At 68.6% G+C, this 13,626-nt stretch carries 10 protein-coding genes; 3 read left to right on the top strand and 7 right to left on the bottom strand.

What is annotated here, in order from left to right; translation table 11 throughout:
• The first annotated feature begins 16 nt into the window (after positions 1 to 16).
• The gene (locus ACFHWY_RS23310) at positions 17 to 754 is read left to right on the top strand and encodes a class I SAM-dependent methyltransferase (protein ID WP_416582384.1); all 738 of its coding nucleotides are present in this window, start codon (positions 17 to 19) and stop codon (positions 752 to 754) included.
• On the opposite strand, the gene ACFHWY_RS23305 is transcribed toward ACFHWY_RS23310, so the two are convergent.
• Genes ACFHWY_RS23305 through ACFHWY_RS23285 form a run of 5 tightly spaced genes read right to left on the bottom strand, consistent with a single transcriptional unit; the run spans position 751 to position 7,034 of the window.
• Entirely contained in the window at positions 751 to 1,953 is a 1,203-nt protein-coding gene (locus ACFHWY_RS23305) for an ATP-grasp domain-containing protein (protein ID WP_416582383.1), read from the bottom strand. The two genes, ACFHWY_RS23310 and ACFHWY_RS23305, sit on opposite strands and share 4 nt — an antisense overlap.
• A gap of 17 nt (positions 1,954 to 1,970) precedes the next feature.
• Positions 1,971 to 2,747 (bottom strand): ATP-binding cassette domain-containing protein, encoded by a 777-nt coding sequence (locus tag ACFHWY_RS23300; protein WP_416582382.1) that lies wholly within the window; start codon positions 2,745 to 2,747, stop codon positions 1,971 to 1,973.
• Positions 2,741 to 4,591 carry a dipeptide/oligopeptide/nickel ABC transporter permease/ATP-binding protein gene (locus tag ACFHWY_RS23295; protein ID WP_416582381.1) on the bottom strand — a complete coding sequence of 617 codons (1,851 nt, stop codon included), beginning with the start codon at positions 4,589 to 4,591 and terminating at the stop codon, positions 2,741 to 2,743. The genes ACFHWY_RS23300 and ACFHWY_RS23295 overlap by 7 nt, the downstream gene beginning before the upstream one ends.
• Complete coding sequence (locus ACFHWY_RS23290; protein WP_416582380.1) at positions 4,588 to 5,577, bottom strand: ABC transporter permease; 990 nt, start codon at positions 5,575 to 5,577, stop codon at positions 4,588 to 4,590. Before ACFHWY_RS23290 ends, ACFHWY_RS23295 begins: the two co-directional genes overlap by 4 nt.
• Positions 5,574 to 7,034 carry an ABC transporter substrate-binding protein gene (locus ACFHWY_RS23285; RefSeq protein WP_416582379.1) on the bottom strand — a complete coding sequence of 487 codons (1,461 nt, stop codon included), beginning with the start codon at positions 7,032 to 7,034 and terminating at the stop codon, positions 5,574 to 5,576. Before ACFHWY_RS23285 ends, ACFHWY_RS23290 begins: the two co-directional genes overlap by 4 nt.
• Positions 7,035 to 7,316: 282 nt before the next feature.
• Between ACFHWY_RS23285 and ACFHWY_RS23280 the strand changes: the two genes are divergently transcribed.
• On the top strand, positions 7,317 to 8,468 hold the full coding sequence (locus ACFHWY_RS23280) for a pyridoxal-phosphate dependent enzyme (protein WP_416582378.1): 1,152 nt from the start codon (positions 7,317 to 7,319) through the stop codon (positions 8,466 to 8,468).
• A gap of 553 nt (positions 8,469 to 9,021) precedes the next feature.
• Here ACFHWY_RS23280 and ACFHWY_RS23275 read toward each other — a convergent pair.
• Positions 9,022 to 10,887: a nucleoside hydrolase-like domain-containing protein gene (locus tag ACFHWY_RS23275; protein WP_416582377.1), complete on the bottom strand. Its 1,866-nt coding sequence runs from the start codon at positions 10,885 to 10,887 to the stop codon at positions 9,022 to 9,024.
• Between the two features lie 541 nt (positions 10,888 to 11,428).
• Here ACFHWY_RS23275 and ACFHWY_RS23270 point away from each other — a divergent pair.
• Positions 11,429 to 12,439 (top strand): sugar-binding transcriptional regulator, encoded by a 1,011-nt coding sequence (locus ACFHWY_RS23270; protein WP_416582376.1) that lies wholly within the window; start codon positions 11,429 to 11,431, stop codon positions 12,437 to 12,439.
• A gap of 162 nt (positions 12,440 to 12,601) precedes the next feature.
• Here ACFHWY_RS23270 and ACFHWY_RS23265 read toward each other — a convergent pair whose 3' ends face one another.
• The gene (locus ACFHWY_RS23265; RefSeq protein WP_416582375.1) at positions 12,602 to 13,552 is read right to left on the bottom strand and encodes a D-ribose ABC transporter substrate-binding protein; all 951 of its coding nucleotides are present in this window, start codon (positions 13,550 to 13,552) and stop codon (positions 12,602 to 12,604) included.
• Between the last annotated feature and the right edge of the window lie 74 nt (positions 13,553 to 13,626).

Raw genomic sequence — 13,626 nt, 5'->3', positions numbered from 1 at the left:
TGCGGATGGAGTGGCGATGGAATGGTTCGAGGACGAGGCGCTGTGGACCGGCTTCTCCGAGGTGATGTTCTCCGCCGAGCGGGCCGCCGAGGCCGCGGTGCGTGTCGCCGCATCGCCGCTGCTGCGCCTGCCGGCCGGAGCAGCCGTACTCGACCTGGGGTGCGGGCCGGGCACGTACACGATCCCGTTCGCCCGGCGCGGCGCGACGGTGACCGGCGTGGACCTCAGCGCAGCGCTTCTCGAACATGCCGCCGCCGCAGCAGCCGAGGCCGGCGTCGAGGTACGCCTGATCCGGGCGGACATGCGGCGATTCGCCGAGCCGTACCGGTTCGACCTGGCGATCAGCATGTACACGTCGTTCGGTCTGTTCGTCGAGCCGGAGCAGAACATGCGGGTGCTGCGCAACGTCCTGACGAGCCTCAAACCGGGCGGCCGGCTGCTGATCGACCTGTACGGCAAGGAGATCGCGGCCCGCGACGGTCAGGAGCCGAAGGTCGTGGACGTGAACGGTGGCACGCTGCTGGTGCGTGGCACCGTCCTGCACGACTGGACCCGATTCCGGGATGACTTCCTTCTCGTTCGCGACGGTCAGGTCCGGACCGCCGTGGTCGAGCACGCGCTCTACAGCGCCGCGGAGCTGAAGGCGATGCTGCGTGAGGCGGGTTTCGCCGACATCGACTGTTTCGGCGGCTTCGCGGGCGAGCCGTTCGACAACCACGCCCGACGATTGATCGTACGCGGCCGGCGGGCCTAACACGACGGCCTGGTGACGACGTGCACCGCGCCGGCGGCGGCGACGGCGCGGTGCGTGGCGATTTCCGCTGTCGGTCCCTCCGCGAGCACGATCCCGGCGTAGCCACGCCCGTCGGTCACGTGCTCGATGCGGGTACCGATCGCTTTGGTCGGGTACCAGCGCACCCTTCCCGGGTATCGGTTCAGGCCGTCCACACCCTCGACCGAGACCAGTTCCCCGGCCCGGTCCGGGTAGGCCAGAACGAACGCGACCGCCGGGCCGCCTGGAAACGTCGCATCGAGCAGGCGCGGGCGGCAACCGAGCGCGAGGTCGATCAGACCGGCGTAGACGTTGACGCCAAGCGCCCGGCACATCGACTCGCCGACCAGTGCGCCGCCGATGCGTGGGTTGACCTCGATCAACTGCGGCCCGTCGGCGGTGATGGCCAATTCGATGTGCGCGAACCGGTCGGTGTAATCGAGGACGGCCAGGACCTCGCCAAGCCATGTCTCGATCTCACGAAGATCAGGTGGCGGCAGTGCTACGGGGAACGCGGTCACGTCCTCCCGGAACCAGGGCTGGGCTGACATGAGCCGGCTCGACAGCCCCAGCAACCGAGTCTGCCCCGACCACGTCACGGTCTCGGCGCTGTACACCGGGCCAGCCAGGAACGGTTCGGCGAACAGCCGCCCGAACAGCGCGGCGTGCGTGGCCTCGCGGCGGAGCCGGTCAAGGTCGTCCCCGTCCCGGACGAGCCACACGTTCGCGCTGCTGGTGCCGGCGGCGTCCTTGACGACGGCGGGCAGCCCGACGGCGGTGGCGAGCCGGTCGAGACTCACGGCGGCGACGTCATCGACTGGGAAGGGCAGGACCTGGCTCAGACCCTTGTCATGAAGAAGGTCACGGACGCGGGACTTGTCGCGGACCAGCCGGATCACCGCAGGTTCGATACCGGGCAACCCGAGTTCGGCGGCGAGTTCCGCGCCGGCCACGCCCCATGTGTCGGTCGAGCTGATCAAACCGCTCAGGTCGCTGATCGCGTGCAGGGCCCGGGCGACGGCCGTACGGTCGTGCGTGTCGACCTGCACGACGTCAACCGCGCCAGGTGGCAGTGTGGCCAGTTCGTGGAGGTAGAGCGGCTCGACGCCGGTGAGCAGCGCGAGGCGTTCCCCCGACTCATGCGCGGCCCGGGCGAGGTGGGCGAGGCCGAAGGACAGCATCTCGAGGCACGCAATGGTCACGATAAATATGTCGGGTGCGGGGCCAGAAAGGTTCCCGGAATCGCGGCTAGCAAAGCCGTCGTGTACGGATGCTGCGGTTGGGTGGTGATCTGCAGGGTCGGGCCCTGCTCGACGATCCTGCCACCGTCCATGACCGCGATCCGGTCGGCGAGCTGCGACACCACGGCCAGATCGTGGGTGATGAACAGGCACCCGAGCCCCAGCCGGTCCCGCAGGTCACAGAGTAGGTTCAGCACCTTCGCCTGCACGGACACGTCGAGAGCGGTGACCGGCTCGTCGCAGATCAGCAGCCGGGGCGCCAGTGCGAGGGCGCGGGCGATCGCCACGCGCTGCTGCTGCCCGCCGGACAACTGCCCGGCCCGACGGTCGGCCAGGGCGGGTTCGAGTCCGACGAGATCCAGCAACTCGGCCACACGCGTGACACGGGACCGGGCGGCGCCGATCCGGTGGATGTGCAACGGCTCAGCGATCGCCGCACGAACCGTCTGCCGAGGACTGAGCGTCAGCGACGGGTCTTGGAACACCATCTGGATCCGGCGGCGGTGTGCCCGCAACGCCGCGCCGCGCAACGCGTGCACGTCGTCACCGGCGACACGTACGACTCCCGCGCTGGGGCGATGCAGACCGGTGACGACCCGGGCCAGCGTCGTCTTGCCACAACCGGACTCGCCCACCAATCCGACGATCTCACCCGCCCCGACACCCAGCGTCACGTCCTCGACTGCGGTCGTGCCGTTCCCGTAGCCGGCGCTCACCCGCTCGATCTCTAACATGCGTCATCCAGGCTCTGGGGGTACAGGCACGCGGACCGGTGCGCGGCCGCCACGGGCAGCGGCCGCAGGGCCGGGGCGTGGTGCGCGCAGCGCTGGTCAGCGAGCGGACACCGGGGCGCAAACCCGCAGCCGCTAAGGTCGTCCGGGCCGCCGCCGGCAATGCCGGGCATGGTGCGGAAGCGGGTGCCGGGCACGGTGCCGGGACGCGGGACGGCATCGAGCAGACCTCGGGTGTAGGGGTGGTCCGGGTGACCGATCACGGCGGCAGCCGGCCCCGTCTCCACGATCCGGCCGGCGTACACGACGGCCACCGTGTCGGCGATGCGTGACACGACCGCCAGATCGTGGCTGACGACGATCATGGCCATGCCCAGCTCGTCACGCAGCTTGGCGAGCAGGTCGAGCAGCTGCGCCTGCACGGAGACATCCAACGCCGACGTGGGCTCGTCCGCGACCAGCAGCTCCGGCTCGCCAGCGAGAGCCATCGCGATCTGTGCCCGCTGCCGCATCCCGCCGGACAGTTCGTGCGGGAACCGGTGCGCGACCGACGCCGCATCCGGCAGACCGACCAGGCGTAGCAGTTCCTCGGTGACCCGGCGGGTCGCGGCACGCCGGCCGCCGTGGCCGGTGTTGCGGACGGCCTCGTCGACGTGCGCCCCGATCGTGCGCAGCGGGTTGAGGAACGCACCGCTGTCCTGGAAGACGACGCCGACCCGACGGCCGTTGATCTGCCGCCGCTGCGCCGGTGTGAGCCCGACCAGCTCGCACGTGCTGTTCAGCAGCGCGGAACCGGTGACCACCGAGCTCGGGTCGAGCAGGCCGAACGGCGCCAGCGCGGCCGTGGTCTTGCCGCTGCCGGTCTCACCGACGAACGCGAGCGTCTGCCCGCGCCGCACCTCGTAGGACACGTCCGCGACGACCCGCCGGTCCGGGTAGGAGACGGAGAGGTCCCGCACCCGTAACACCACGCCGGGTTCGGCAGGGATGGCGGGTTTCGGTTGCGAGAACTGGACGGGCCACGCCAGCCGGAGGATCGATGGTCTCTCCGCGCCAGCGGCCAGGCGCTCGCCGAGTAGGTTGCTCGCGAACACCACGGCGGTGATGGCGACGCCGGGCGGATAGGCCAGCCACCAGGCGGAGGCCAGGAACGGCCGGCCTTCGATGAGCATCTGCCCCCACTCGGCCTGTGGGGGAGCGATCCCGAGACCGAGGAAGCTGAGCGTGGCGACGGTGAGCACGACCGTACCGACGTCCGTACTCGCGAAGACCAGGCAGGGCGCGAGGGCGGGCGCAAGTAGGTGCCGGCCGACGATACGGGTTCGGCTGGCGCCGAGCAGGCGCAGCGCATCCAGGTGCGGGCTGGCGCGCATCCCGGCGACACGGGCGCGGGCGATGCGCGCGTATGGCGCCCAGGACCACAGCGACAGCGCGAGGACCATGTTGTCCACGCCGGGTCCACGAGCTCCGATCACGGCCAGTGCCACCAGCATGCCGGGCAACGACACGACCACGTCGATCACCCGGGACACGACCCGGTCGATCCAGCCGCCCAGGTATCCGGCGGTCGTGCCGACGACCGCGCCGACCACCAGCGAGATCGCCAGCACGGCCGCCGCGACGGCGAGGGAGATCCGGGCGCCGTGGAGGAGCCGGCTCAGCTGGTCGCGGCCAAGCTGGTCGGTGCCGAGCAGATGGTCCGCCGACGGTGGCGCCAGGCTCGCGGCGAGGTCGTTGGCGGTGGGGTCGGCCGGGGCGATCAGCGGTGCCAGCAGACCCGTGACCGCGAACGCGATCAACGGCAGGGCGACCGCCACCGTGCGCACCCGGGCGTGTCCGCCTGTCATGCCGGACTCCGCTGGGCGCGGGCGCTCCAGGTTCTCCGGGATCGCGGGTCGATGAGCCCCTGCAGGACATCGGCACAACGGTTGGCCAGGATGAATCCGCCGCCCAGAAGCAGCACGGCCGCCTGCAACGCGGGTACGTCTCGCGATCCGGCCGCCTGCACCAGGTAGGCGCCGAGGCCGGGCCAGCCGAAGATCTTCTCCACCACGACGGTCCCGACCAGCAGGGTACCGATGCCGAATCCGGCGACGGAGAGGATCGGCCCCGAGGCGTTGGGCAGGCCGTCGCGTAACACGATCGACCACGGGCTGCTGCCTCGTGCCTGCGCAGCCCGAACGTACGGTCGGTCCAAGGCCTCACGTAGCGTGACGGCGACAACCCGACTGAGCACTCCGGCGGCAGGCAGGCCCAGCACGGCCATCGGCATGATCCACGTATCTGGACCAGCCATCCCGGAGGTCGGTACCACCCGCAGACGCAGGGCCAGGAAGAGGACGAGCAGGTAGCTCAGCCAGAACGCGGGCACCGAGATCACCAGCAGTGCGCCCGCCCGTAGCGCACCTCGTAGCGCACCCCGCGGCAGCACCGCGCCAGCGACGCCGACGGTCAGGCCGACCATGACGGCGACCGCCGCCGAACCGGCGACCAGACCGAGCGTCACACTGAGCCGATCCGCTACCTCGTGCCCGACGGGTGTGCCGGACCGCAGCGACAGCCCGAAGTCGCCGGTGAGCGCGTGACCGAGCCACCTCAGGTAGCGCACCGGTGCGGGGTCGTCGAGGCCGAGCTCGACGCGGACGGCCTCGATCTGCTCAGGTGTGGCCGGACGCCCGGCGCGGGTGGCCGCGAGGAGCGCCGCAGGGTCACCGCGGGCGAGCAGGACCAGCGCGAACGTGCCGACCGACATGGCCAGCAACACGCCGACGGTGTCGACGGCCCAACGGGTGAGGTGTCCGCCCACGGTGGCCAGGTGACCGGGTCTCTTCACTCGACGGTGACTCCGGCCAGTTCCAGGTCGACGTCGGTGGGCGGAACGGTGAATGCCTTGACCGCGTCCCGCACTGCCCAGAGGCGGGGCCGGTAGACCAGCGGCACGAAGCCGACGTCAGCGGCCACCGTGTCGTACAGCTGCTGGTAGGCGGCGCTGCGGGCGGTGGGGTCGGTGGCGTAGAGCGCCTTGTCGACCATGTCCTCGGTGGCCGTGGTAAGCCAGAGTGGGGCACGCGCGCCTGAGGTGAACAGCGAGACGATCGAAGCGGACGGATCGTACGGCGCGCCGAGCCCTTCGAAGAACGTGAGGTCGTAGGCGCCCTCCGCGCGCTCGTCGTAGTAGGCGGCCGCGTCGACCGGCGCGATCTCGACTGCGATACCGACCTCCTTGAGCGCTGCGGCGATCGCGGCGGCCATCGTGCGGGGGTCGAGTTGCCCCTCGGCAGGTGTGGCGGGGATGAGCAGCTTCAGGGAGAGCCGCTTGCCGCTCTTGACTCGGGTGTCACCTTCGAGCGGGTAGCCGGCGGCGTCCAGGGTGCTGCGGGCGGCGGCCTGGTCGAAGTAGGTCGGCAGGTCGGTGCCGGAGTCGGGCACACCTGGCGGGAAGACCCGCCGGGCAGGCTCGGCATAGCCCAGCAGCAGTGCCTTCGCCAGCGCGGTGGTGTCGATGGCCTGCCGCACCGCCTCGCGGACGGCCCGGTCACCGGCCGGGCCCTTGGCGTTGAAGCCGAGGATGATGGACACGTCCGGGTCGCCGGTGAGTAGCTGCACGTCGGCGCGCTGACTCAGTGACTGGGCCTCCACTGGCGTGATCGGGGCAAGGTACGAACCGCCGATCAGGTCGAGTTCGCCGTTGCCGAGTGCGTCAATGCGTGCCTGCGAGTCCGGAATGACCCTGAATTCGAGCTTCTCCAGCTTAGATTTCCCACCCCAGTAGGTGTCGTTGCGGACGAGAGTGGCGCCGGTGGCCGAGTTGGACTCCAACTTCCACGGCCCGGTCCCGACCGGGTTCGCAAACTCGCCACCCGCGGTCACGGCCCTGGGGCTGAGCAGCCGCACCGGTCGTACGATCGACAGCTCCTGCAGGAGCGGCTCGTACGGTTCCGACAGCGTCAGCCGGACGGTGTCGGCGTCCACGACGTCCACGACGGAGATGACCTGGGCGGCGCGGAAGAACGAGAACCGATCGTTGCCGACCCACCGGTCGAAGTTCCATTTCACCGCATCGGCGTCCAGCGGCGCACCGTCGGTGAAGGTGACACCATCTCGCAGGTCGAACGTGACCTGCCGGCCGCCCTCCGCGATCGTCCACGACTCGGCCAGCCCTGGCTCCAGCTTGCCACCGTCGGCGTAGGTGACCAGCGGCTCGTAGAGCGCGTCCAGCAGCATGAAGTTGCCGGTGAACGCGTGCGGATCCAGCGCACCGGACTCCTCACTCAAACCGATCTTTAGCATCGTCGAACCGCCGGTGTCAACATCCGCGTTGGCGGAACATGCGGAGATCGTGATGATCGAAGCGACGAGGACGGCGAGCGGGCGTAGTCGGGACACTGACTCTCCTGAGTGGACGTTGGTCAGGCGTTCCGGTGGCGGTCCGTGGGCCACCGCTGAAGTAGTCGGACCCGCACGGCCAACGGTTCCCGCGACATCGGTCGATTCACCATCAGCGAAGATCCCGGCGGGCCGGAACCGGCACGGCAAATAAATCGACTGATGTAATTATACCGTCGCCTACGTATGAGGGACCGACCGCTCATGCCGTTCATGGCCCCGACCGTCGTCCACGACCACATCACCGACGCTCTTCGAACGCCCACCCTGATCCGCCTGTCGGACAACACGGTGCTCGTCAGGTTCGAGACGCTCAAGATCTACGCCGCGCTCGGTGCAGTTCGGGCCCTGCTCGCCGACGGCACCGTCCGCCCCGGAGACACCGTCGTGGACAGCTCCAGCGGCATCTACGCCCTTGCCCTGGCGATGGTCTGCCACCGGTACGGACTGCGCTGCCACATTGTCGCCTCGACCACCGTGACGCCGGCGATCCGATCGCAGCTGGAGATCCTCGGCGCGACCGTGGACCAGATGCCGGCCGAGTCCGACCTGCGCCTGGACCAGGACCGTCGGGTCGCGCGCGTACGCCAACTGCTGCACGCCAACCCCGGCATGCACTGGATGCGCCAGTATCACGACCCCATCCACTACCGCGGGTACGAGGAACTGGCCAACCTGATCCGCACCGCACTACCCGGCAGGGCTCTGACGGTGGTGACCGGCGTCGGCACCGGCGCGTCCAGCGCCGGCCTGATCCAGCCGCTACGGCATCACGATCCGGCGGTCCGACTGGTCGGCGTCCAGCCTTTCGGCAGCGTCAGCTTCGGCAGCGAGCGCTTCGTCGACCCCGAAGCCATCATCGCCGGCATCGGCAGCGCAATCCCGTTCGACAACATCCGGCCCGAGCTGTACGACCAGATCCACTGGCTGATCTTCCAGTACGCCGTGGCCGGCACGATCGGCCTGATGCGCACGCACACGGTATTCGCCGGCCTGTCCACCGGTGCGGCCTGGCTGGCAGCGGCCTGGGAAGCACGCCGCGACCCCGGCCGCACATACGTTGTCATCAGCGCCGATACCGGGCACCGGTATGTGGACAAGGTCTTCACCCGGCACCAGGACGCCCTCGATCCAGCCATCCTGAAGCCCACCGAGATCGACAGTCTCGGACAGTTGACACCGCCCTGGTCGGTGATGCCCTGGGACCGCCGCCGGCACTCGGCCTCACCCGGCGTCACCTCCACAGACGAGACGCTCCGTTCAACTCGAACGCCGAAACCGGCGATCGATATCACCGGAAGTGTCGGCCGGGTCCTCCCACGTGTGGGCGACCTGTGACCGAACTGTGCCGGCCAGGCGGCACCAGACCTCGCCGACCCCTTCAATGGGCAGTTGTGCATCTAGCCGCGGTACGTCGCGAGGACCGGAAGTTCGACTCCCGTCCCTGCCGGGAGCAGTCATGCTCGGATTTGGGGTAGCCGCAGTGGATAGTGCATCGAGGCACTGCCCCGAGGTGGACGAACCGCAGAAAGGTGTCCTTCTGGCGCCGGACGCGGGACTACGACGTCCATCCGGCGGGTCGGGTGGGGACTCCGCCCGGGGCGCGGGCCCCCGGGCGGAGGGCGCCTCAGGAGTGGGTCACGGTGAGGCCGTCGATCTTGACCTCGCCGTAGTAGAGGCTGTTGCCCTCCAGGCGGAACACGGTCACGTCGTCGTCGGCGTCGTGGATCTGCGCCCCCACCACGTGCGGCTTCGCGCCGGGCAGCGGGTCGCCCTCGCGCGGCTCGTCACGTCCGCGGTGGCCGAGAGCGACCCGCGCCGTCAGGGTGACGCTGGCTCGGCGGCCGTCGCCATCAGGCCGAGCGTCACAGAGTTGAGGAAGTGCCGTGGGCTACCGGACGTTCACCACCAGCCGCCGGTAGCTGGTCAGGCTTGGGCTTCCGTTGTCGGTGACCTCAAGGACGATCGAGAGCTGTGTGCCGGGAGCATTCGGCACCACGAAGTGAGCCCTTACGCTCGTACTGTTGACTATGGTCAGCCCGGCCGTGGACGGGTACTGATACCACTTGTAGGACAAGGCGTTACCGTCGTTGTCGGTGGTCCCCTCGGCGCTGAGTTGCACGGTCGAACCAGGTGCTGCGTCCAACCGGACGACGTCACGGGACGTGTCGCCGTTCAGGCGTGCGATGGGGTTGTGGTTGGCCTGACTGTAGGGCTTGACCATCCAGTCCATACGTGCGGCGAAGTCCCAGTTGCGGGCATGCTCCCAGCGGGAGATCGAACCCGTGCCCTCGCTCGAACAGACCCAACGATTGGCCGTCGTGCTCTGGAAGCGACCACCCCACCCGCCCATCGACGGATTCAGTGGGTCTCCAAGGCCCATCACTCCGTTGAGGACGTGGAGGAACGACGGCGAGTCACCCTCGTACACGCGCTCGTTGTTGTAGTTCCAGTTGGCCGGCGGGTAGGCGGCCCCGAGCGCACCGTGCCCCGTGATGACGTTGCTCCGCAACCAGGTGCCGTTGAAGCTGGATCTGTTGGCCATCCCGGTGTAGCAGCCGTTACTGATCACGAAGAGGCCCGGGAAGTTGTCCCGCATCCACGCGGCGCTGCCGTCCTGGTCGCCGATCAGGTGAACCCGGATCTTGGAGGTGAACCTGTCTACATCGGCGGTGCTGCGGGTGTTGCGCACCTTCCACAGCGCCTGGCCGAGTTCACGCGGCCCACCCCAGGAGACGATCCAGACCGGCGCAGGATCGGCCTGGTCCACCACCCTGATGATGTGCTCGGAGGCCTCGGTGTCCCTGCCGGCTCCGAGGATGGAACTGGCCGGCTGCCCCCAACTGCCGTCCCGTCCCTGCTTCGTGATGGCGCGCAGCGAGTCGGGCGAGGGATATGCCGGGTCATGGAGCCGTAGGTTCGGATAGACCTGGGAGTACCTGTCGATCAGCGCGAGGAGGTTCTGCTTGTTGGCGTAGTTCGCGAACGTCGCCGACGAGGCGACGAGCCCCTCGATGCTGAATTCGTTGGCGTAGCTCAGGAAACGGACCCACGACTGTAGGTCGTCAAGGTCGGATTTCTTGTTTGCCGGACCGGACTCCCCGCCCGGGATTCCATCCAGCGGCGGAATGTCGCTCATCACGATGATCCGGGGCTTCGCCGAGTTGCCGGTCGGTGGCGGGGTGATCGGTGGCGGCGTCGTCGGTGGCGGGGTGGTCGGTGGCGGCGTCGTCGGTGGCGGGGTGGTCGGTGGCGGGGTGGTCGGTGGCGGGGTGGTCGGTGGCGGCGTCGTCGGCGGCGGCGGGGTGGTGGGCGTGACGCTGCCGGTGCAGGTGGTACCGTTCAGGGCGAACGAGGTGGGGACCGGGTTGCTGCCGTTCCAGGTGCCGTTGAAGCCGGGGGTGACAGTGGCGTTGGTGGCGAGGTTGCCGTTGTAGCCGGCATTCATGACCGCGACGTTGCCTCCTGACTGGCTGACGGTGCCGTTCCACAGCTGGGTGATGGTCTGCCCAGCAGCGAAAGAGAACCTCAGTGTCCAGCCGGAGATCGGATCACCGAGGTTGGTGACAGCGATGTTGGCGCCGAAGCCGCCCGGCCACTGACTGCTGATGGTGTAGTCGACGCGGCATCCGGCCGCGGCGTTGGCCTGGGTGGCACCCACGACCAACGCGGTGGACGCGACGACGAGGGCAGTGGCCGCGATGGTGCCACGGCGTAGGCGTGACGGTGGGGCGGTACGGCGGTGGGTAAGCCTCATCAGGCTTCCTCTCTGCTGCCACCACGGTGCGGTAGACGGCAGCATTGGGCAACTGGAGACGGCTCGGAGAATCCGATCCGACAGGCGGTCAGAAACCTGCGACCCCAGCTACAGGTGATCAGGATTGTCTGGTTCCGGTTCGTCGCCGTTGCCCTCGACTCCGATAGTCAGCGCTGCCCACTCCCGCAGGCCCATAGACAGCTATCATGCCAGCAAACAGTGATACAATTCGATGGCGAATTGCTATTCGCCGCTGGCCTACCTCGGATCTCCACCTACCCAGCATCCATCTGACGTCGAGACTTGGCTTCCCGGTCGAACGGGCGCGCCGGAGCCGCAGCGTCAGGTGCGGAGGCATGCACCGGGCGGGGCCCACACTCGTCAGCTCCGGGCAAGCGACGGAAGGAGAGCGGGCAGACCTGCTCTGGGCGGCGCGACCGATTCGGGCCTGCTGTCGCCCATCGTGACAATCTACGTTGAATGCGAATTCAGGTATCCTCGGCGGCGAATCCTCTCCCGTCCGTACCGTCGAAGGAGTCCCGTGCCCAGCGAGAGCGGCAACCTCCGCGAGCCGGCTATCGGTGGCGTGGCAGCCAGCCAGTTGCGGCTGTTGACCAAGGTGGCTCGTATGTACCACGAGCACGGGATGCGGCAACCGCAGATCGCCGGCCAGCTACACATCTCCCAGCCACGGGTCTCCCGCCTTCTGAAACAGGCCACCACCTTGGGCATCGTCCGTACCACGGTGGTCACCCCGGCCGGCGTGCACGCCGAACTGGAGGAGGAGATCGAGCGTCGCTTCGGGCTGCGTGACGTCGTGGTGGCCGACACCGGCCAGTCCTCGCCCGACGAGCAGTCCACCCTGAAGGCGGTTGGCGCGGCGGCCGCAATCTATCTGGAGACGACACTCACCGGCGGTGACCGGATCGGCATCTCCTCATGGAGCTCGACCCTGCTGGCGACGGTCGATGCCATGCGTCCCAGACCCACTCCGGTCGCCGATCAGGTCGTTCAGGTGATCGGCGGGGTCGGCAGCAGCACCTCGCAGATCTACGCCACCCGCCTGGCCGACCGGCTGGCCACCTTGACCGGGGCGAAGGCGGTGTTCCTGCCCGCTCCTGGGCTGGCCGCGTCGCCGGCGACCCGCGAGGTCCTGATGGCGGATCCACACATCAGCGACGTGATGGCCTCCTACGACAGTCTGACGATGCTTCTCGCCGGCCTGGGCAGTCTGGAGCCGTCACCGCTGCTCGTGGAAAGCGGCAACGCCGTCGCCGATCCCGAGCAGCAGGCGCTGCGCAAGCTCGGCGCGGTGGGTGACATCTGCCTGCGCTTCTTCGACGAGAACGGCGACCTGGTCAAGTCCGCGCTCGACGAGCGTGTGCTGGGCATCGACAGCCAGACGCTGCGGTCGATACCGCGCGTCGTGGCGATCGCCGGTGGGGCCCGCAAGTTCACCGCGATTCGCGCGGCGCTGCGCGGCGGTTGGCTCGACGTCCTGGTCACCGACCTCGACGTGGCCCGGCGCCTCGCCGAGGAACCGGCCCGGTAGCCGCACCGACCAGTCCGCGCGATAGCTTCCGTGGCCGTCAGCGTCGACAGCGGGTTACGGTATCCCCGGCGGCGGACCTGCCACCGGGTATGGAACGCCGGGCCGACACAGGAATGTCCCGTGCCGGCCTCAAACGGCGCGACACGGGACATTGCCACCGGACTACTTCCTACCGAAGACACCGAACTGGTCGGCGTTGTCCTTTGTGACCAGTTCGCAGTCGATGGACTGCTTCTCCTCGGTACCGGTCGAACCCGTCTTGATGAACTTGTCGGCCTGCTCGACCGCCGTCTCGGCGCCGAGCACGGCCGGCTGCAGGGCCGTGGCGTGCATCTCTCCGGCCTTGATCGCGGCGATGGCGTCCGGGCTACCATCGAAGCCCACCACCACGACCTTCCCGTTCAGCCCGGCAGCCTTGAGCGCGGCGACGGCACCGAGCGCCATGGTGTCGTTGCCGGCGATGACGCCCTGGATGTCGCGGTTCTTCTGCAAGATGGTCTCCATCTTGGTGAAAGCCTCCTGCTGGTCCCAGTTGGCGCTCTCCTTCGCGACGAGCTTCATGTCGGGGTACTGGGAGATGACGTCGGTGAAGCCCTTCGAGCGGACACCCGCGTTGGTGTCGGACTCCTTGCCGACAAGCTCGACATAGTCACCCTTGCCCGACATCACCTGGACGAAGGACTCGGCGGCCAACTGGGCGCCCTGGGCGTTGTTGGAGACGATCTGCGCCGTGGCGATGCCGGTGGCGTTGATCTCCCGGTCGATGAGGAACACCGGGATGCCCGCGTCCTTGGCCTTACGGACCGGACCGATGGAGGCATCAGCACCGGCATTGTCAAGGATGATCGCCCTGGCCTTGCGGGAGATCGCCGTGTCGATCAGCTCACTCTGCTTGTTCGGGTCGTCGTCGTGGGACGCGACGGAGGTCTGATAGCCGAGTGACTCCGCCTTGGCCTTGGCGGCGTCGGCCTCGGCCTTGAAGAACGGGTTGTCCGCCGACGGCGTGATGATCGCGATCAGGCCACCGGCCTCCTTGCCGACTTCGTCCGCGTCCGACCCGTCGCTGTCGGAGCCGCACGCGCCGAGAAGGAGGGCGGCACTGACAAGAGGCACGACAGCGAGGGCACGCCTCCGGGAGATTGAAGAGAACATGTAGGACTCCATGGGGGATGAGATGGGATGGTGTG

It is taken from the genome of Micromonospora sp. LOL_024 (genome assembly GCF_048060415.1).
Taxonomy (GTDB): domain Bacteria; phylum Actinomycetota; class Actinomycetes; order Mycobacteriales; family Micromonosporaceae; genus Micromonospora.
Note: the sequence above shows the minus strand (reverse complement) of the source record. Positions and strands in the feature narration are given on the sequence as shown.

Coding starts and splice junctions, on each gene's coding strand:
- ACFHWY_RS23310 (WP_416582384.1), top strand. CDS start 17: ATGGAATGGTTCGAGGACGAGGCGCTGTGGACCGGCTTCTCCGAGGTG.
- ACFHWY_RS23305 (WP_416582383.1), bottom strand. CDS start 1,953: ATGCTGTCCTTCGGCCTCGCCCACCTCGCCCGGGCCGCGCATGAGTCG.
- ACFHWY_RS23300 (WP_416582382.1), bottom strand. CDS start 2,747: ATGTTAGAGATCGAGCGGGTGAGCGCCGGCTACGGGAACGGCACGACC.
- ACFHWY_RS23295 (WP_416582381.1), bottom strand. CDS start 4,591: ATGACAGGCGGACACGCCCGGGTGCGCACGGTGGCGGTCGCCCTGCCG.
- ACFHWY_RS23285 (WP_416582379.1), bottom strand. CDS start 7,034: ATGCTAAAGATCGGTTTGAGTGAGGAGTCCGGTGCGCTGGATCCGCAC.
- ACFHWY_RS23280 (WP_416582378.1), top strand. CDS start 7,317: ATGAGGGACCGACCGCTCATGCCGTTCATGGCCCCGACCGTCGTCCAC.
- ACFHWY_RS23275 (WP_416582377.1), bottom strand. CDS start 10,887: ATGAGGCTTACCCACCGCCGTACCGCCCCACCGTCACGCCTACGCCGT.